This is a genomic window from Streptomyces sp. NPDC093546 (genome assembly GCF_044765045.1).
In the GTDB taxonomy this organism is placed as follows: Bacteria; Actinomycetota; Actinomycetes; order Streptomycetales; family Streptomycetaceae; genus Streptomyces.
In genome coordinates this window covers 14569-32888 of record NZ_JBIWJG010000018.1, presented here as the reverse complement: position 1 = coordinate 32888, position 18320 = coordinate 14569, and the positions used below count along the sequence as shown (strand labels likewise).

Here is an 18320-nt window from a genome sequence, read left to right as displayed (position 1 = left end):
GCTTCAGGCCCTGACCGCCGGGCGGCGCGCGTTCTTCACCGCGCGGGCGGCGAGGGACGCGACGCGGCTGTCGGGGTGGCGGGCGCGCAGGTCGTCGAGGAGGACGAAGGCGGAGGGGTGGGCGGCGGCGAGGGCGTCGACGAGGGCGGCCGCGCCGCCCGGCCAGGCCGCGGCGGCCGCGTCGAAGGCGTCGAGCAGGGCCGTCGGGGCGGGCTCGGGCTCGCGGGCCTCCTCCTGCTCCTCCTCGGCGGCGGCCGCGTCGATGAGGGCGCGCATGTCCTGCGTCCAGCTCGTGTGCAGCTCGTCCAGGAGGAGCAGCGCGCGGGCGCCGAGCGGGACGGGGTCCAGCGGGGCGCCCTCGCCGCGGTCGCGGAGGAGGCGGTGGGCGTAGGCGCCCACGACCGGGTCGGTCAGCGCGGCCCGGAGCGGGGCGTCGGGGATACCGGCGAGCGCCAGGTGCGAGAAGAGGGTGGTGCTGGGGTGGGCGGACGCGGAGACGGCGGCGAGCAGCTCGCTCCAGGCGTCGTCGGCGCCGGCCCCGTCTCCGGCCCGGCCGGCCGTCCAGGCCGTGAGGGTCGCGGCGGCGATGGCCGGCGGCCAGTACTCGACGGCGGCGGCGACCCGGTCCGCGTGCCAGGTCAGGACGGTGTCCCGGTCGGGGGCGGCGACGTGGGCCACCGTCAGCAGGTGGCGCATGACGGCGTCGCCGAGCGGGGTGAGGCCGTAGGCGTCGCCGGTGCGGAAGACACAGCCGGTCTCGGCGAGCCGGTCCACGACGGCGGCCAGCGACCGGGCGTGGCCGTCGAGTTCGGCGCGGTCGGCTGCGGTGAGGCCGGGGCGGTGGAGCAGGGCGGACAGCTCCTGCGGTGACGGCGTGGTGTAGGCGGCGGGGGCCGTCTCGGGGACCTCGGCCGGGGCGTCCTCCAGCTCCGGCGGGAGCGGCGGCCCGCCGGCGACGTCGGAGGCCTTGCGGGCGACGGACTCGGGGGTGCCGCCGCGTTCGTAGAGGGAGTACAGGACGTGCGCCGCGTCGAGGGCGTACTCGTCCTCCCCCTCCTCGTTGTCGGCGGCGATGCGTTCCACCGTGGCGGCCAGGATGTCGGCGGCGAGTTCGGTGAGCTCCTGCGGGGTGCCCTCGGTCCAGACGGAGGTGGCCGGGTCGGGGAAGCCGCAGCGCTCGGCGAGTTCGCTCAGGTCGCCGTCGGCGCCCGCGGCGAGGGCGGCCGGGAGCGGGGCCGCGTGCAGGAGGTCACGGAGCTCGTCGGGCGCGGGGAGCGCGGGCGGTGGCGGCAGCGGGAGGCCGGTGTCGCCGTAGTAGTCGAGGTGCTCGTCGAGCAGCCGGTCCGCGAGGGCCACGTGCGGCAGGGACTCGGGGCCGGGCGCGAGGTCGGCGTACGGGCCGGCGAGCGCCTCGGCGAGCCCTGCTGCGGTCCAGCGGTCGCTCAGCTCGGCGGCGAGGCGCTCCAGTTCGTCGGGGCCCGCCGCGTCGAAGGCCGCGCCGGGCAGCAGGCGGCCCGCGGGCGACGCGCCCTCGGCGTCGCGGGCGGAGGCGTCGAGGAGCGCCTCGGTGAGCAGCGCCCGGGCGGCGAAGGTGCGGGCGGCCACGTCGGCGCGCCGCACCTCCGGCGGGAGGGGCCGCCGCTCGGGGCGCGGGGTGCGCGCGTACGCGGCCAGCCAGTCCCGCACGGCTCCGGGGTCGTCGGGGTCGACGCCGTCGGCCTGGAGGAGGGACGCGTACCAGCGGGGCCAGGTGAGGTTGAGGGGGTCGTTCACGGCCCGCTCGTACTCCGGTACGGCCTCCTGTACGGCCTCGAGGAGGCGGGCGTGGCGCTTGCCGTTCAGGCGGTGCGCGGCACGGACCCGGTCGGCGAGGGCCGTGAGCACGCGGGGTACGGCGGCGAGCTCGTCCGGGGTCGCGTGGAGCAGCACCGGCAGGTCCTCGTGCAGGACGTGGCGCAGGAGCTGCGGCGTCGGCTCGGGGACGCCCGCGCGACGGTCGGCGCCGCGCAGGGCCAGCAGCGTCAGGACGGCGTCGGCCGGGCGTAGAGGCAGGGTGACGCCCTGCTCCGTCTCCGCCCAGCTGAGGAAGTCGTCACGTCCGGTGTTCAGGGCAGTGGTACGGGTCACTCGGGTCACTCCCGGAGCGTATGGGCGCCCGGCGGGAGGGAGCGGCGTACTCACGTGGTGTTGGTTCGAATGGGCGATCAGAGTCCGTTGTCAGTGGCGTGCGCTTCACTGGGTTCATCACTCTCCGTGACGATGGAGGGGCCGAGGGACCGGGGATGAGGGACGGGGGACGACGTGGTGTCGGTGCTGACGTATGTGACGCCTGCCGGGCTGCGGGAGCGCGGGTGGACGGACGCGATGGTGCGCGGGCTGCTCGGTGAGCCGGATGTGCAGGGGCGCGATCCGCGGCGCTGGTCGGTCGCGCCGGTGCGGCTCTATCTGCTGGCGCGGGTGGAGGCGGTGGAGCGGGCGCCGGAGTTCGCGGCGTGCGCGGCGGCGGCCGGGCCGGGCTCGGCCGCCGCCCGGGCGGCGGCGGACAAGCGCCGCCGGGCGGTGCTGGCGGCGATCCGGGCGGAGCCGATCCGCGTGCCGATGCTGCCCGGCCCGGAGCTGGAGCGGCGGGCGGTACGGCACCGACGGCTGACGGCCGAGGACCGGCCGGGCGATGGCGGGGGCGGGGGTCCGGGGCCCGGTCGCGGCCCCGGTCCCGGTCCGGCGGGGGCGCTGGTGCGGTGGCAGGTGGACTATCTGCGCCATGCGCTGGGGCGGTACGACACGCTGCTGGACGGGCTGTTCGGGGCGACCGGGCGGGCGGAGGCCGAGCGGCTGCTGCGGCGGCGGGTGTACGAGGCCATCGCGCAGGCGTACCCCCGGCTGGCGGCCGAGTGCCGGCGGCGGATCCGGTGAGGGCGGGACGGCGAGGGCGGGACGGCGATGAGTTCCGGGGCCCGTGCCGGGTCGAACACCACGGAAACCGATGAAAAAGTCTATGAAGGAGGAAGCCATGCTCGATCTCGGACCCACGGCCCGGCGGGTCGCGGCGCTGCTGGACGGTGTCGGCGGCGACCGGCTGGACGCACCGACGCCCTGTCCCGACTACGCCGTGCGGCATCTGCTGGGCCATCTCGCGGGGCTCGCGCTCGCCTTCCGGGACTCCGCCCGGAAGGACTTCGGGCCCACCACCGACACGAGCCCGGAGGACGCCCTGCCGACGCTCGACGGGGACTGGCGCACCGCGCTCCCGCGCCGGCTCGACGAACTCGCCGCCGCCTGGCGGGCCCCGGAGGCGTGGGAGGGCACCACGCGGGCGGGCGGTGTGACCCTGCCGGGCGAGGTGGCGGGCATGGTGGCCCTCAACGAGCTGGTCCTCCACGGCTGGGACCTGGCCCGCGCGACCGGCCAGGAGTACGCCGCCGACGAGGAGGCCCTGCGCGTGTGCGAGGCGCTGCTGGCTCCGACGGCCGACAGCCCGGAGGAGCGGGGCCCGTTCGGGCTGCCGGTGAAGGTACCGGACGAAGCGCCGCTGCTCGACCGCGTGGTGGGGCTGAGCGGGCGGCACCCGGACTGGCCGGGGGCGTAAGGGAGGGTCGGTCGGTGGACGGCGCACCTCGGCCCCGTAAGGAGGTCTCCCTACGGGGCCGGGGCGGGGACGGCTGAGTGCGGTCGGGCTTGGTGCGGTCGGGCTAAGTGCACCGGTCAGTGCACCGGTGCCGTCTTGGCCGTGCGGCTTTCGGAGATCTCCTCGCCCGGCTCCATCGGCGCCGTCACCTCGTCGTCGTCGCTGCGGCCGCCGAGGTGGTTGAAGACCAGGTTCAGCAGGACGGCGGCGACACAGCCGGTGGAGATGCCGGAGTCCAGGATGATCTTCGCGGTCTCCGGGAAGGCGTGGTAGAACTCCGGCGCCGTGATCGGGATGATGCCGACGGCCAGCGAGACGGCCACGATGAGGACGTTGTTGTCCTTCTCCAGGCCGGCCTTGACCAGCGTCTGGATGCCGCTCGCGGCGACCGAGCCGAAGAGGACCACGCCCGCGCCGCCCAGCACCGGGCGGGGCACGACCGAGATGAGCGAGGCGGCGACCGGGGACAGGCCCATCAGGACCAGGAAGCCGCCGCCCGCCGCGACCACGAAGCGGCTGCGGATGCGGGTCATCGCGACCAGGCCGATGTTCTGCGCGAAGGCGCTGCACATGAAGCCGTTGAAGAAGGGGCTGATCGCCGAGCCGAGGGTGTCGGCGCGCAGACCGGCGGCGATGGTCTTCTCGTCGGCGGGCCTGTCGACGATCTCACCGAGCGCCAGCATGTCGGCGGTCGACTCGGTCATCGACACGAGCATCACCACGCACATGGAGATGATCGCGGCGAGCGCGAACTGCGGGGCACCGAAGTGGAAGGGGGTGGGGAAGCCGATGACGTCGGCCTCGGTGACGGGGCTGAAGTCGGTGACGCCGAAGGGTATGGCGATCAGCGTGCCCAGTACCAGGCCGATGAGGACGGCGATCTGCTTGACGAAGCCGCGTGTGAAGCGGCGCAGCACCAGGACCAGGACGAGCGTGATCGCCGCGAGGGTGAGGTAGGTGGTCGAACCGTAGTCCTTGGCCGCCGGATTGGGCCCTTGGGCCCAGCCGAAGGCGACCGGCAGCAGCGAGACACCGATCAGGGTGATGACCGTGCCGGTGACGACCGGCGGGAAGAAGCGGACCAGCTTGCTGAAGAACGGCGCGGCGATGAAGCCCAGCAGACCGGCGACGATGATCGCGCCGAAGATGACCGGCAGGGCGTCGGCCTTGTCGTCGGTGGTGGCGACGATCGCGAGCATCGGCGCCACGCCGGCGAAGGTGACGCCGTTGACGAACGGCAGCCGGGCGCCGATCTTCCAGATCCCGAGGGTCTGGAGGAAGGTGGCGAGGCCGGCGGTGAAGAGGCTGGCGCCGGTCAGGAAGGTGAGTTCGGTGCCGGAGAGGCCCACGGCCGCTCCGACGATCAGGGGCGGGGCCACCACACCCGCGTACATGGCGGCCACGTGCTGGAGGCCGCTGGTGAGCATCTTGGCGGGCGGAAGCGTTTCGTCGACCGGATGCTTCCGGTCCGCGGCGGCTGCTCCCACGTCCGGGGACTCGGGGTCGGGGGTGTTGTCGGGGTTGCGAAACCTGGGCTTGGCGGCCACGGCGGTTCCTCCGGTCGGTTACACGTGCGACGACGTGGATTTCAGGGAGGTGGTGCGGTGTTGCAGGTGGTGCGCCCGGTGCGTGTCGTCGGGACGTGGGGGAGGAGACACGCGTCACCGTTCCGGGAGGTGCGGTACCAGTCGTGGTACGCACCCCCCGGCCCGGCTGCCATGGACCCCGCTCGGGTCCACGGCGACCGGTCGAGGGCCGTCCCCCTCGACCGGACTTCGTGGATCGCCCGCCCGGCCGGAAGAACCGGCCGGGTGGCGATGTCCGCCCGGGTGTCAGGTACCCGGCCGGAGTGCGGTGCCAGGGGTTCAGCCCTGGGCGGCGATCCGGGCGAGGCGCTGGGCCTCGTCCCGGGTGGAGCGCGCGATGGCGTCCTCGTCGACCGTCAGCAGGCGGTTGTCCTCGACGATCTGCTTGCCGTTGACGAAGGACGCGGTGACCGGGGCCGCCGCGCCGAAGACGAGGGCGGTCACCGGGTCGGCGATGGAGGCGTGCGCGAGGGTGTCCAGCTTCCACAGCACCAGGTCGGCGAGCTTGCCGGCCTCCAGGGAGCCGATCTGCGAGGCCCGGCCGAGGACCTGGGCGCCGCCGTAGGTGCCGAGGCGCAGCGCCTGACGGGCGTTCAGGGCCGCCTCGCGGTGCGCGCCGAGACGGTTGATCAGCAGGGCGTTGCGCAGCTCGGTGTGGAGCTCACCGGACTCGTTGGAGGCGGTGCCGTCGACGCCGAGGCCGACCGGGACGCCGGCCTTCAGCATGTCCGGTACGCGGGCGATGCCGGCGGCGAGGCGGGCGTTGGACGACGGGCAGTGGGCGACGCCGGTCTTGGTGCGGGCGAAGGCCGCGATGTCGGAGTCGTTCATGTGGACGCAGTGCGCCATCCACACGTCCTCGCCGAGGAAGCCGGTCGACTCGAAGTAGTCGGTGGGGCCCATCCCGAAGAGCTCGTGGCAGAACTTCTCCTCCTCCACGGTCTCCGAGCCGTGGGTGTGCATGCGCACGCCGAGGCGGCGGGCGAGCTGGGCGCCCTCCCGGAGCAGCTCGGTGGAGACGGAGAAGGGGGAGCACGGCGCGACGGCGACCTGGGTCATCGCGTCGAAGGAGGCGTCGTGGTGCTTCTTGACGGTCTCCTCGGTCGCGGCGAGCGCACCCTCGGTGGTCTCGACGGCGAAGTCGGGCGGCAGGAAGCCGTCCTTCTCGCTCTTGTCCATGGAGCCGCGGGCCAGCGTGAAGCGGACGCCCATCTCGGACGCGGCCTTGATGATGGCGCCGGACAGGTCGCCGGAGTTCTTCGGGTAGACGTAGTGGTGGTCCATGGCGGTGGTGACGCCGCCGCGGGCCATCATGGCCAGGGAGCCCTGGGCGGCCGCGTACCCCATCTGCTCGTCGATGCGCGCCCACGTCGGGTAGAGGGCGACGAGCCAGTTGAAGAGGTTGTGGTCGGTGGCCAGGCCACGGGTGATCCACTGGTAGAAGTGGTGGTGCGTGTTGATCAGGCCGGGGGTGACGAGGTGGCCGGTGGCGTCGATGCGCCGGACCACGTTCTCCAGGCCCTCGGGGGCCTTTCCTGCTCCGATCGACTCGATCCTGTTGTCCGCGATGACGAGGTGACCCGAGGCGTACTCGGTGTCATTGGCGTCGACGGTCGCGATCGCGCAGTTCTCGATCACGATGCGCTGGGCTGCCGAAGGTGCCATGGTGCTTCCTTCTTCGTTCAGTGGCGGTGTGGGCACGGCAGGACCCTAGGAGGATTTGAGTGCCGGGGCCGCGTGACGGCTCCGGGTGCCGAGATGGTGGAAGAACAGGTTGAGCAGGACCGCGACGAGCGCGCCCGCGCTGATCCCGGAGCCGAGCACGGTCTGTGCCCACGCGGGGAATCCGGCGTAGAAGGTGGGCGCGGCGAGCGGGATGATGCCGGCTCCGAGTGCGACGGCCACCAGGATGATGTTGGAGCTGTCGTCCAGTCCGGCCTCGGAGAGCGTACGGATGCCGCTGACCGCGATCGAACCGAAGAGCACGATACCGGCACCCCCCAGGACGGGCATGGGGACCAGCGAGACGACCGCGCCGAGCACCGGGAAGGCGCCGAGGACGAGCAGCGCGCCGCCCGCGACCGCGACGACGTAGCGGCTGCGTACGCGGGTGAGGGAGACGACTCCGACGTTCTGGGCGAAGGCCGAGGTCGGGAACCCGCCGAAGACGGGGCCGATGAGGGTGGCGATGCCGTCCGTGCGCAGGCCGCGGGTGATGGTCTTCCCGTCGGTGCGCCGCTCGCAGATCTCGCCCAGCGCGAGCATGCCGGCGCTGGACTCGGTCATCAGCACCAGCATCACGATGCACAGGGAGAGGATCGCGGCGGGCTGGAACTCGGGCGCGCCGAAGGCGAAGGGCGCGGGCAGCGCGGCGACCGGTGCCTCGCGCAGCGAGGTGAAGTCGGCCATCCCGAAGGGGATCGCGGCGAGCGTGCCGATGAACAGGCCCAGCAGCAGGGCGATCTGCTTGACGAAGCCCCTGCCGAAGCGCTGGAAGAGCAGGATCACGACGAGCGTGAAGGCGGCGAGCGCCAGGTACTTCATGGCGCCGAAGTCGGCGGCGTGCGCGTCCCCGCCCTGCGCCCAGCCGACCGGTACGGGCATCAGGGTCACCCCGATGAGGGTGATGACGACGCCGGTGACCAGGGGCGGGAAGAAGCGGAGGAGCCGGCCGAAGAAGGGCCCGACGGCGAGGCAGAAGACTCCGGCGACCATCACCGCGCCGTAGATGGCGGGCAGTTGATGGCCGGGGGCGCTGGTCTCGGCGATGGCGAGCATCGGCGCGATGCCGGCGGAGGAGGCGGCGTTCACGAACGGCAGCCGGTTTCCGGCGACGTTGGTGATGCCGATGGTCTGGAGGATGGTCGCGAGCCCCGCGATGAGCAGGCTCGCGGCGATGAGGCGGGTCATGCCGGCCGCGTCCAGGCCGACGGCCTGCCCGATGATGAGCGGAGGGGTGACGACACCCGCGTACATGGCGGCGATGTGCTGGAGCGCGGCGGGGACGAGCCGCGAGAAGGGCAGTTTCTCGTCGACGGGGTGGCAGTCGACGCCGTCCGGTCCGGCGGCGCTCTTCGGTGCGCGGTGGGCCGCGGAGGTGAGCACCTCCGGGGCGGCACCGGGCGGCGCGGTGGTGTCCGGCGAGGTGGAACACGGGCCTTCGGATGCCGGCCCTGCAGGCTGTGCCATTGCTGGTCCCTCCGGTCCGGTGCCGCCCCGCCCGACCGGGGTCGGTCGAGCGGGGCGGTCAGCGGCCTGGCTCAGAGGTTGGTCATGTCGACCGGGATCTGGGGCTCGACGCCGTCCCGCAGGATGGTGGCCTCGATCAGGCCGTACGGGCGGTCGGCCGCGAAGTAGACCTCGTTGTCGTTCTTGAGCCCGAACGGCTCGAGGTCGACCAGGAAGTGGTGCTTGTTCGGCAGGGAGAAGCGCACCTCGTCGATCTCCGACCGGTTGTTGATGATGCGCGCGCCCATCTGGTACAGCGTCTGCTGCAGCGAGAGGGAGTAGGTCTCCGCGAAGGCCTGGAGCATGTGCTTGCGGACCTGCTCGTAGGACTTCTCCCAGTTGGGCATCCGCTGCTCGTCGTCGGTCCAGTTGAACCGCCAGCGGCCGGAGACCTGGGTCGCCAGGATGCGGTCGTACGCCTCCTGGAGGGTCGTGTACTTGTCCTTCACGTAGCCCCAGAACTCCGAGTTGGTGGAGTTCATGACGACCAGGTCCTTCAGACCGGAGATGACCTGCCAGTTCTCACCGTCGTAGGTGATCTCGCTGACGCGGGTCTCCTGGCCCTTGCGGACGAAGGAGTGCTTGACCTCGTCGGCGCCGATGAACTTGGAGTTGGCGTCCGAGGTCTCGATGCGCTCCCAGGCGTACTCCTCGATGCGGATGCGCGCCCGGTGGATCGGCTCCTGCGACGTCACGAAGTGACGGGCGAGGTGGATGCCGAACTGCTCGGCGGACTCGATGCCGTACTCCTTGGCGAACGCGTACACCGTGTTCTTGGTGGTGTCGGTCGGCAGGACGTTGGCGTTCGAACCCGAGTAGTGCACCTCGTCCATGTCGCCGGAGAGGGCGACCGAGACGTTCAGGTCCTTGATGTGGTGGGTGTCGCCGTCCCGCGTGATCTTGACGACGCGGTTCTCTGCTTTGCCGTACTGGTTCTGGCCGAGAATCGTGGGCATGTGTCTGCTAGCTCCCTCGGTAAACGGAGTAGCCGAACGGGTTGAGCAGCAGCGGTACGTGGTAGTGCTCGCCCGGTACGACGGCGAACGTGATCGCCACCTCCGGGAAGAACGCGCCGCTGTCCCTTACGCGGGGGGCGTCCTGCTGCGCCTCGGCTTGCTTCTTGTCGAAGTACGCCTCGGTCTCGAAGTCGAGACGTACGTGGGTGGTGCCTTCCGGCAGGGCCGGCAGGTCCTTGCAGCGCCCGTCCGCATCGGTCCGCGAACCGCCGAGCGCCACCCACTCCGCGCCGGAGCCGCTGCGGGCCGCGAGGGAGATGGCGACGCCCTCGGCGGGGCGACCGATGCTGGTGTCCAGGATGTGCGTGGACACCGAGGCGGTGGTTTCCGTGCTCATGCGTGTGCTTCCTCTACGAGACGGGTCAGGCGGATGCGGTTGATCTTGCCCAGTTCGGTGCGGACGATCTCCCGCTCCTGCTCGGGCGAGTTCTCGATCCGCTCGCGGACCGCGTCGCGCATCTGCTCTCCGGTCCGGCCGGTGGCGCAGATCAGGAAGACGTGCCCGAACTTCTCCTGGTAGGCCAGGTTCAGCTCGAGCATTTCCGCTTTGAGCGCCTCGGAGGCGCCGGCCATCCCGCTCTGCTCCCGGGAGGAGGTGGGGTCACCAGGCTTCGGGCGGCCGATCGGCGGGTGCCCCGCCATCGCCTCGGCCAGGTCCTCCGCGGTGAGCTCGGCCATGGCGGCGTCGCTGGCGAGGAGGAGGGCTTCGGTGGTGGCGTACGGGCGCTGGGCCAGCAGCTTGCTGCCCCACGCCGAACTGGCGCACACCTCGTGCAGGGCGGCGAGCGCGTCGCTGTCCGCCGAGGTGTTGAACCGGGTGAGGCCCGCGGGGGTCTCGGGGGTGCTGTCGTCCCCCGAAAGGCGCTGTGAACTCGAGGTCACGGGAGCCTCCGTGGCTGTTTTTCGCTGTGCTTTGACGGGCTGCGGATAGCTAACGCCCTCCGCCAACGCCCCGTCAACACTTTGTTGAAACTTCGGGGACACAAAAGCCGCCGTCCCGACATGCGGACGGCGGCTTTCTACCGAGTGTGTTCAGCTACTCACTCTTCGCGGCGTTTTCCCTGTTCAGGTAGTTGTAGACGGTGAAACGACTGACGCCGAGGGCGTTCGCCACCGTCTCCACGCCGTGCCGCACCGAGAAGGCGCCGCGCGCTTCCAGCGTACGGACCACCGACTGCTTCGTCTTGCGGTCCAGCGCGGACAGCGGCATGCCGTGGCGCCGCTCCATCGCCGCCAGGATGCGCTCCAGCGAGTCGGCGAGCTGCGGAAGCCGTACGGCGAGGATCTCCTCGCCCTCCCAGGTGAGGACGACGTCGTCGGCCGCGGCCTGCTGAGGGGTCAGTATCTCGGCGCCCATCGCGTCCACCAGCGGCTTCACCGCGGTGACCAGGGGGTGATCTCCCGGCTCGGTCACTTGTCGTCCTCTCCGGCGTCGCCGAGTACGTTGACCTGCAGCGACACCCGGGTGGCGCCCGCGCCGAGAGCCCGTCGCAGGAGCGCGTCGACGGCGGTGAGCACCGCGTCCGCGCCGCCCTCGGCGGTGTTGCCGAAGGGTCCCACGTCCACGGCGTCCAGGTCGGCCGCCTCGATGACCTCGCGCGCCACCAGCGCGTGCGCGGGGGCCTCGTCCAGGTCGAACGGCTCGGTCGTGAACTCCACTCTCAGTCGCTGCATGCCCCCACGGTAAGGCCCGCCCGGCCGCCTTCCGCCGCCCGGTCCCGAAAATCGCCTCCTCCGTGCGACGGACCGGCCCCTTCGCCCCGTAGAGCCGGTGACAGGACGGAAAGGGCAGGAAGGGGCGTACGCGGTGACGGAACGCGGACACAAGGGAAGAGCCGTCAGGGGCACGGCGCTCGCGGCGGCGGCGATGGCGGCGCTGACCGCCTCGCAGGCTCCCGGAGCGGTGGCCTCGGCCACGGAGGAGTCCGGCGGGCGCGGCCGCGTCACGGCGGGGCCGAGCGTGACGGGCGACTCGCCGTACCGCACGGAGCTCCCGCCGCTGCGGGCGGGGAAGGGGACGGCCGCCCCCGCGGGCCCGGCCACCGGTACGAGCACGGGCTCGGGCGGCCTCGGCGGAACGCTGCCCGCCGCGGTGCTGGCCGCCTACCGGCACGCCGAGACGGCGCTCGCGGGCAGCGCCCCGGGGTGCGGGCTGCGCTGGCAGCTGCTCGCGGCGATCGGCCAGGTCGAGTCGGGCCAGGCGCGCGGCGGACGCCTCACCGCCGACGGCACGACGGTGCGGCCGATCCTCGGCCCCCGGCTCGACGGCAACGGCTTCGCGCTGATCAGGGACACGGACGGCGGGGCGTACGACGGGGACGCGGTGTACGACCGCGCGGTGGGGCCGATGCAGTTCATCCCGTCGACCTGGGCCGCCTGGGGCGCCGATGGCAACGGCGACGGCCGCGCCGACCCCGGGAACATCCACGACGCGGCGCTGGCCGCCGGGCGTTACCTCTGCGCGGGCGGGCGCGACCTGGCCGACCCGTCCGACCTGGACCGGGCGATCCTCGGCTACAACCACTCGACGGCGTACCTGCGGACGGTCAGGGCCTGGTACGCGTACTTCCTCGGCGGGGACCCCGTGGTGGTCGCGGGTCCCGTGGTGGACCCGGAGCCCTCCCGTACGCCGTCGCCGGAGCCGGCCCGCTCCCCCGGCCCGGCGCGGCCGGGCGGCTCCTCGAAGGCCGGGTCCGGACCCGTACCGCCGCAGCGTGCGCAGCCGTCGCGGCCCTCGGAGCCGTCGGAGCCGGCCCGGCCGCGGCCGACGGCCACGGTGGAAGCACCCGATGCCCCGGCTTCGGAATCAGATCTTCCGCTTCCGGATGCCGATGCCGTCCTCCCAGGTCCGCCGCTCGGCAACGGTCAGGACTCGATGCCCGCAGCCCCCTCCACAATTCCGGATACCGGGCGGTAATGTCGCGCCCGCCGGGCGGCAGGTACCGGCGGGTAGCGCGAAGGGGCCCTCATGGGAACGGACGTGTCCGATGACCGCTGGCAGCGGGCGTGGAGCCACCGCGAGCACCTGCTCAAGGTGGCCCGGCGCAGGTCCATGAGCCTGGAGGACGCCGAGGACGCCGTGCACGAGGCGATGCTGCGCGCCGCCGAGCAGCCGCACCTCGACGACGAGCGCCTCGGCGCCTGGCTGACCACGGTCACGATGCGGCTGTGCGTCGACCGGTACCGCCAGGTCCACCGCGACGCCGACCCCGGCCGGGCCGCCGCGCTGGTCCCGCCCGGCCCGGCGCCGGTCGACGAGCTGGTGTGCGACCGCGCCGAGGCGAGGTGGCTCGCGGTACGGAGCGGGGAGCTGCCCGCGCGCCAGGCGGAGGCCCTCTGGCTGAAGTCCGAGGACCTGGACGTCGGGCAGGTCGCGCACAAGATGGGCCTGAGCTACCGCACGGTCGAGTCGCTGCTCGCCCGCGCCCGCCGCACCCTGCGCAACTCGCTCGCCGCCACCCTGGGGCTGCTGCTGTGGCTCTGCGGGCGCGGCCGCCCGCGCTCCACGCAGGTGGCGGTGGCGGCCGCCTCGACCGCCGCGACCCTCGCCGTGGCCGGGTTCGTACTGCCGCACGTTCAGGACCGGCCGGCCCGGGAGCGGCCCGCTTCGGCCCCGGTGACCTCAAAGGCCCCGAGCGTCCGCGCCCCCCTCCAACCGCCCCCGTCGGCTTCCCCCACGCCCACGCCCACGTCGGCGCCCTCCACGAGGACACCTGCGGAGAGGACACCTGCGGACCGTACGGCTCCGCCGCGGCCGCCGTTGCCGTCCCTGCCGCTGCCCACACCGACGCTGCCGAAGGTTCCGCCGCTCCCCGGGGTTCCCGAGGTCCCGGAGGTCACGAAGGTCGCCGAGGTCCCGGAGCTCCGCGTTCCGGAGTTGCCCCTCCCGCCGGTGGGGCTCCCCGTACCCGTACCGACCTCGGACATCGGGCTCCCCACCCCCTGACGGAGAAGCCCTCCGGAAAAAACTCCGGTTCCGCGCGACGGACGCCCCGCCCCTCCCCGTAGAGCAGATGTCGGAGCTGCTCACGGGCTGAAGGGTGAACCGGATGGGTGTCGAGATCTGCGTGGAAGGGCTGACGAAGTCCTTCGGCCACCAGGTCATCTGGCAGGACGTCTCGCTGACACTGCCCGCCGGGGAGATCTCGGTGATGCTCGGCCCCTCGGGCACGGGCAAGTCGGTCTTCCTCAAGACGCTCGTCGGGCTGCTCAGGCCCGAGCGGGGCTCGATCCGCATCGCGGGCCAGGACATCACCACCCTCCGCGAGCACGACCTCTACGAGGTGCGGAAGCTCTTCGGGGTGCTGTTCCAGGACGGCGCGCTGTTCGGGTCGATGAACCTGTACGACAACATCGCCTTCCCCCTCCGCGAGCACACCCGCAAGTCCGAGAGCGAGATCCGGCGCGTCGTCCTCGAGAAGATGGACATGGTCGGCCTGATCGGCGCCGAGGAGAAGCTTCCCGGCGAGATATCCGGCGGCATGCGCAAACGCGCCGGGCTGGCCCGGGCGCTGGTCCTGGACCCGGAGATCATCCTCTTCGACGAGCCGGACTCCGGCCTCGACCCGGTCCGGGTCGCCTACCTCAACCAACTGATCGTCGACCTCAACGCCCAGATCGACGCGACGTTCCTGATCGTCACGCACGACATCGCCTCGGCCCGCCAGGTCCCCGACAACATCGGGCTGCTCTTCCGCCGCGAGCTGGTGATGTTCGGCCCCCGCGACAAGCTGCTGACCAGCACCGAACCGGTCGTACGGCAGTTCCTGAACGGCCGCATGCAGGGCCCGATCGGCATGGCGGAGGAGAAGGACGCCGCGCAGGTCGAGCAGGAGCTGGCCCAGATCGACGCGTCGGGCGACGACGCCCCGACGCCTCTGACGCCCCGGCTGCTGCCGAGCGCCGGGATCGACCGGCCGGAGCGCTGGCAGGCCATCGCCGAGCGCGAGACAGCGGTGAAGGAGGCGGTGGCCGAGTGAGCCTCTCCCCGATCGGCGCCCTGCGCCAGTCCGGCAGCCTCTTCGCGCTGGCCCTGGACGTGCTGCGCACGCTGCCCCGCCGCCCCTTCCAGGTGCGGGAGTTCATCCAGCAGGCGTGGTTCATCGCGAGTGTGACGATCCTCCCCACCGCCCTGGTCTCGATCCCCTTCGGCGCGGTCATCGCCCTCCAGATCGGCAGCCTCACCCGGCAGCTGGGCGCCCAGTCGTTCTCCGGCGCCGCCTCCGTCCTCGCCGTCCTGCGCGAGGCGTCGCCCATCGTGACGGCGCTGCTGATCGCCGGCGCGGGCGGCACCGCGATCTGCGCGGACCTCGGGGCGCGCAAGATCCGCGAGGAGATCGACGCGATGCAGGTGCTGGGCATCGACCCGATCCACCGGCTCGTCGTCCCGCGGGTCCTCGCCTCGATGCTGGTCGCGGTGCTCCTCAACGGCCTGGTCTCCGTCGTCGGCGTCGCGGGCGGCTACTTCTTCAACGTCGTCCTCCAGAACGGCACGCCGGGCGCGTACCTCGCCTCCTTCACCTCCCTCGCGCAGATCTCGGACCTGTGGGCCGCCGAGTTCAAGGCCCTGGTCTTCGGCGCGATCTCGGCGATCGTCGCCTCGTACAAGGGGCTGACGGCGAAGGGGGGCCCGAAGGGTGTGGGGGACGCCGTGAACCAGTCCGTGGTGATCACCTTCATGTTGCTCTTCGTGACGAACTTCGTGCTGACCGCCGTGTACTTCCAAGTCGTTCCGCAGAAGGGGTGATCGCATGGCTCTGCTGCACCGCCTGGAGGAGCTGGGCGCCCAACTCGCCTTCTACGGCCGGTCGCTCGCCTGGACCGGCCGCACCCTGCGCCGCTACAAGAAGGAGATCCTGCGGCTGCTCGCCGAGGTGAGCTTCGGGCGCGGCGCGCTCGCCGTCGTCGGCGGCACCGTGGGCGTCATCGCGTTCCTCTCCTTCTTCACCGGCACCGAGGTGGGCCTCCAGGGATACGCGGCGCTCAACCAGCTCGGCACGTCGAACTTCGTGGCGTTCCTCTCCGCGTACTTCAACACCCGCGAGATCGCCCCGCTCGTCGCCGGGCTCGCGCTCTCCGCCACCGTCGGCGCGGGCTTCACGGCGCAGCTCGGCGCGATGCGGATCAGCGAGGAGACGGACGCCCTGGAGGTCATGGGCGTACCGTCGCTGCCCTTCCTCGTCACCACCCGCATGATCGCCGGGTTCGTCGCCGTCGTCCCGCTGTACGTCGTCGGCCTGCTGTCCTCGTACTTCGCGGCCCGCACCATCACCACCGGCTACTACGGCCAGTCGGCGGGGACGTACGACCACTACTTCCAGCAGTACCTGCCGCCGGTCGACGTGCTGTGGTCGTTCGGCAAGGTGATCGTCTTCGCGGTCGTGATCATCCTGGTGCACTGCTACTACGGCTACTACGCGCGCGGCGGCCCGGCCGGGGTCGGCGTCGCCGTCGGCCGCGCGGTGCGCACGTCCATCGTGGCGATCAACGTCCTGGACTTCTTCCTGAGCCTGGCGATCTGGGGCGCCGGCACGACCGTACGGATCGCGGGGTAGGGACCGATGGCCACACCTGTCAACGTGCTGAAACTGCGGCTGTACGGGGTCGTCTTCCTCGTCGTCATAGCCCTCCTCCTCTCCCTCACCGTCGCCGTCTACCAGCAGGTCTTCACCTCCGTCGTGCGGATCACGCTGGAGGCGGACACCCTGGGCAACCAGCTGGAGCCGCGCGCCGACGTCAAACTGCGGGGCCTGCTGGTGGGCGAGGTCAGGGACGTACGGGCCGACGGCGAGAAGGCGGTGCTCGACATCGCGCTGAAGCCCGAGCACACGGCGCGCATCCCGGCGAACGTGCACGCGCGGCTGCTGCCCAAGACGCTGTTCGGCGAGAAGTACGTCGATCTCGTCGCGCCTGCGGGGCGGCCGGCGGGCCGGCCCATCCGCGCCGGGGACGTCATCACCCAGGACCGCACCAAGGTCGGCATCGAGGTGCAGCAGCTGATGAACGACCTGCTGCCGCTGCTGCGCACCGTACGGCCCGCCGAGCTGAACGCGACGCTGTCGGCGTTCGCGACGGCGCTGGAGGGGCGCGGCGACCGCATCGGCGACAACCTCGTCCGCGTCGAGGACTACCTGCGCCGCCTCAACCCGCACATGCCGTCCATCAAGGAGAACATCACGCGGTTCGCCGACGTGGCCGAGGTGTACGGGGACGCGGCGCCCGATCTGCTGCGCATCCTGCGCAACACCCTCACCACCAGCCGCACGATCGTCGAGAAGCAGGACCAGCTGGCCGCCCTGTTCACCTCCACGGCCACGGTCTCCGGCACCGCGGAGGGCTTCCTCGACGACAACGGCGAACGGCTCATCACCCTGGGCCGCGTCTCCCGCCCCACCCTGGCGCTGTTCGCCCGTTACGCGCCCGAGTACCCGTGCCTTCTCAAGGGGCTGGTGAGGCAGGAGGCCGCGGCCGAAGAGACCTTCAGAGGCGGGAAGATGCGCATCACCCTGGAAATCGTCCGCCAGCGGCCGGGTTACGCACCCGGCGAGGAGCCCCGCTACCGCGAGCGGTCGGGCCCGGACTGCCGGGGGCTCCCCGGGCCTCAGGTCCCGGCCGGGCACACCAAGCTCGACGACGGCACGCGCGACGCGCACCCCGGCCACGGCGGGCCGGGCGCCCGCCAGTCGTCCGCCACGGCCGCCGAGCAGCGTGCCGTGGGCGCGCTGGTCGCGCCCGTGATGGGCGTACCGGCGGACGAGGTGCCGGCGGTGGCGACGCTGCTCTTCGGACCGATGGCGCGCGGGACGGCGGTGAGCGTCGCATGAGCCCGGTGAAGAACGCGCGCAGCGCCGCGGCGCCGCTGATCAAGTTCGGTCTGTTCGCGGTGGTGACGGTCCTGGCGACCACGGTGCTGGCGGCGACCATCGTCGGCATCTCCTTCACCCCCGAGCACACGTACAAGGCGGTGTTCAGCGATGTCACCAGCCTGGAGGAGGGTGACGACATCCGGGTCGCGGGCGTACGCGTCGGCGAGGTCGAGGAGATCGAGATCAAGGACCGCACGCTCGCCGAGGTGACCTTCACCGTCACCCGGGACCGGCCGCTGCTGACGAGCACCGGCGCCGTCATCCGCTACCGCAGCCTGGTCGGCCAGCGCTACATCGCGCTGACGGAGGGCGCCGGCGACGGCACCAGGCTGCGGCCCGGGGGCACCATCCCCCTCGCCCGCACCCAGCCCGCGCTGGACCTCAACGCGCTGCTGAACGGCTTCAAGCCGCTGTTCGCGGCGCTCAGCCCGAAGGACGTCAACCAGCTGGCCACCGAGATCATCAAGACGCTCCAGGGCGAGGGCGGCACGGTCAACAGCCTCCTCGCGCACACGGCGTCGCTCACCACCACGCTCGCCGACCGCGACCGGCTGATCGGCTCGGTGATCGACAACCTCAACACCACGCTGGCGACGCTCGACCAGCGCGGCGCCCGCTTCTCGGGGCTGATCCAGCAGCTCCAGCGGCTGATCTCCGGACTGGCCGCCGACCGCAAGCCCATCGGCGAGTCCCTGGTGAACATCAACAACCTGACCGAGGCCACCTCCGGCCTGCTCGCGGAGGCCCGGCCGCCGCTGAAGGACGACATCGCCGAACTGACCGAGCTCACCGGAACGCTGAACGAGAACGAGAAGACCGTGGAGGGCGTGCTGAAGCGGCTGCCGAACAAGCTGAACAAACTGACGAGGACCGCGTCGTACGGCTCGTGGTTCAACTTCTACCTCTGCGACTTCGACGGCCGGATCGTGCTGCCGAAGACGCGGGAGGTCATCACCCCCGAGCTCCACGTCGCCCGGGCGAGGTGCTCATGAAACCCCGC

General features: G+C 72.1%; 18 protein-coding genes. 9 read left to right on the top strand and 9 right to left on the bottom strand.

The window, feature by feature from the left end:
• Nucleotides 1–3: 3 nt before the first annotated feature.
• Complete coding sequence (locus ACIRNI_RS28835) at nucleotides 4–2127, bottom strand: hypothetical protein (RefSeq protein ID WP_403555824.1); 2124 nt, start codon at nucleotides 2125–2127, stop codon at nucleotides 4–6.
• Between the two features lie 177 nt (nucleotides 2128–2304).
• On the opposite strand from ACIRNI_RS28835, the gene ACIRNI_RS28830 reads away from it, so the two are divergent.
• Nucleotides 2305–2913, top strand: a complete 609-nt coding sequence (locus tag ACIRNI_RS28830; protein WP_403555822.1) for a hypothetical protein — start codon at nucleotides 2305–2307, stop codon at nucleotides 2911–2913.
• A 97-nt stretch (nucleotides 2914–3010) separates the two neighbouring features.
• Complete coding sequence (locus ACIRNI_RS28825) at nucleotides 3011–3586, top strand: TIGR03086 family metal-binding protein (RefSeq protein ID WP_403555820.1); 576 nt, start codon at nucleotides 3011–3013, stop codon at nucleotides 3584–3586.
• 116 nt (nucleotides 3587–3702) lie between these two features.
• Here the strand turns inward: ACIRNI_RS28825 and ACIRNI_RS28820 are convergent, their stop codons facing one another.
• From ACIRNI_RS28820 to ACIRNI_RS28785, 8 genes are all read right to left on the bottom strand, one after another.
• A complete protein-coding gene (locus ACIRNI_RS28820) occupies nucleotides 3703–5172 on the bottom strand; it encodes a nucleobase:cation symporter-2 family protein (protein WP_403555818.1) in 1470 nt (489 codons plus the stop codon).
• A gap of 318 nt (nucleotides 5173–5490) precedes the next feature.
• Nucleotides 5491–6876, bottom strand: coding sequence for an 8-oxoguanine deaminase (locus ACIRNI_RS28815; RefSeq protein WP_355352908.1), 1386 nt, complete (start codon nucleotides 6874–6876; stop codon nucleotides 5491–5493).
• Nucleotides 6877–6921: 45 nt separating this feature from the next.
• Nucleotides 6922–8400: a nucleobase:cation symporter-2 family protein gene (locus ACIRNI_RS28810; RefSeq protein WP_403555816.1), complete on the bottom strand. Its 1479-nt coding sequence runs from the start codon at nucleotides 8398–8400 to the stop codon at nucleotides 6922–6924.
• Between the two features lie 71 nt (nucleotides 8401–8471).
• Complete coding sequence (gene pucL, locus ACIRNI_RS28805) at nucleotides 8472–9395, bottom strand: factor-independent urate hydroxylase (RefSeq protein ID WP_403555814.1); 924 nt, start codon at nucleotides 9393–9395, stop codon at nucleotides 8472–8474.
• Nucleotides 9396–9402: 7 nt separating this feature from the next.
• On the bottom strand, nucleotides 9403–9792 hold the full coding sequence (uraH, locus tag ACIRNI_RS28800; RefSeq protein WP_403555812.1) for a hydroxyisourate hydrolase: 390 nt from the start codon (nucleotides 9790–9792) through the stop codon (nucleotides 9403–9405).
• Nucleotides 9789–10337: a 2-oxo-4-hydroxy-4-carboxy-5-ureidoimidazoline decarboxylase gene (gene uraD, locus ACIRNI_RS28795; protein WP_403555810.1), complete on the bottom strand. Its 549-nt coding sequence runs from the start codon at nucleotides 10335–10337 to the stop codon at nucleotides 9789–9791. The genes uraH and uraD overlap by 4 nt, the downstream gene beginning before the upstream one ends.
• 154 nt (nucleotides 10338–10491) lie before the next feature.
• A complete protein-coding gene (locus tag ACIRNI_RS28790) occupies nucleotides 10492–10869 on the bottom strand; it encodes a helix-turn-helix domain-containing protein (RefSeq protein ID WP_403555808.1) in 378 nt (125 codons plus the stop codon).
• Nucleotides 10866–11129 (bottom strand): hypothetical protein, encoded by a 264-nt coding sequence (locus ACIRNI_RS28785; RefSeq protein WP_355352890.1) that lies wholly within the window; start codon nucleotides 11127–11129, stop codon nucleotides 10866–10868. Before ACIRNI_RS28785 ends, ACIRNI_RS28790 begins: the two co-directional genes overlap by 4 nt.
• 133 nt (nucleotides 11130–11262) lie before the next feature.
• Here ACIRNI_RS28785 and ACIRNI_RS28780 point away from each other — a divergent pair, with 133 nt between their 5' ends.
• From ACIRNI_RS28780 to ACIRNI_RS28750, 7 genes are all read left to right on the top strand, one after another.
• Entirely contained in the window at nucleotides 11263–12372 is a 1110-nt protein-coding gene (locus ACIRNI_RS28780) for a lytic murein transglycosylase (protein ID WP_403555806.1), read from the top strand.
• Nucleotides 12373–12423: 51 nt separating this feature from the next.
• A complete protein-coding gene (locus ACIRNI_RS28775) occupies nucleotides 12424–13401 on the top strand; it encodes an RNA polymerase sigma factor (protein ID WP_403555804.1) in 978 nt (325 codons plus the stop codon).
• A 103-nt stretch (nucleotides 13402–13504) separates the two neighbouring features.
• Nucleotides 13505–14434 (top strand): ABC transporter ATP-binding protein, encoded by a 930-nt coding sequence (locus ACIRNI_RS28770; RefSeq protein WP_403555802.1) that lies wholly within the window; start codon nucleotides 13505–13507, stop codon nucleotides 14432–14434.
• A complete protein-coding gene (locus ACIRNI_RS28765) occupies nucleotides 14431–15201 on the top strand; it encodes an MlaE family ABC transporter permease (RefSeq protein WP_403555800.1) in 771 nt (256 codons plus the stop codon). The genes ACIRNI_RS28770 and ACIRNI_RS28765 overlap by 4 nt, the downstream gene beginning before the upstream one ends.
• Before the next feature lie 4 nt (nucleotides 15202–15205).
• Nucleotides 15206–16009: an MlaE family ABC transporter permease gene (locus ACIRNI_RS28760; protein WP_403555798.1), complete on the top strand. Its 804-nt coding sequence runs from the start codon at nucleotides 15206–15208 to the stop codon at nucleotides 16007–16009.
• 6 nt (nucleotides 16010–16015) lie between these two features.
• Complete coding sequence (locus ACIRNI_RS28755; protein ID WP_403555796.1) at nucleotides 16016–17278, top strand: MCE family protein; 1263 nt, start codon at nucleotides 16016–16018, stop codon at nucleotides 17276–17278.
• Nucleotides 17275–18312: an MCE family protein gene (locus tag ACIRNI_RS28750; protein WP_403555794.1), complete on the top strand. Its 1038-nt coding sequence runs from the start codon at nucleotides 17275–17277 to the stop codon at nucleotides 18310–18312. The genes ACIRNI_RS28755 and ACIRNI_RS28750 overlap by 4 nt, the downstream gene beginning before the upstream one ends.
• The last annotated feature ends 8 nt before the right edge of the window (nucleotides 18313–18320 follow it).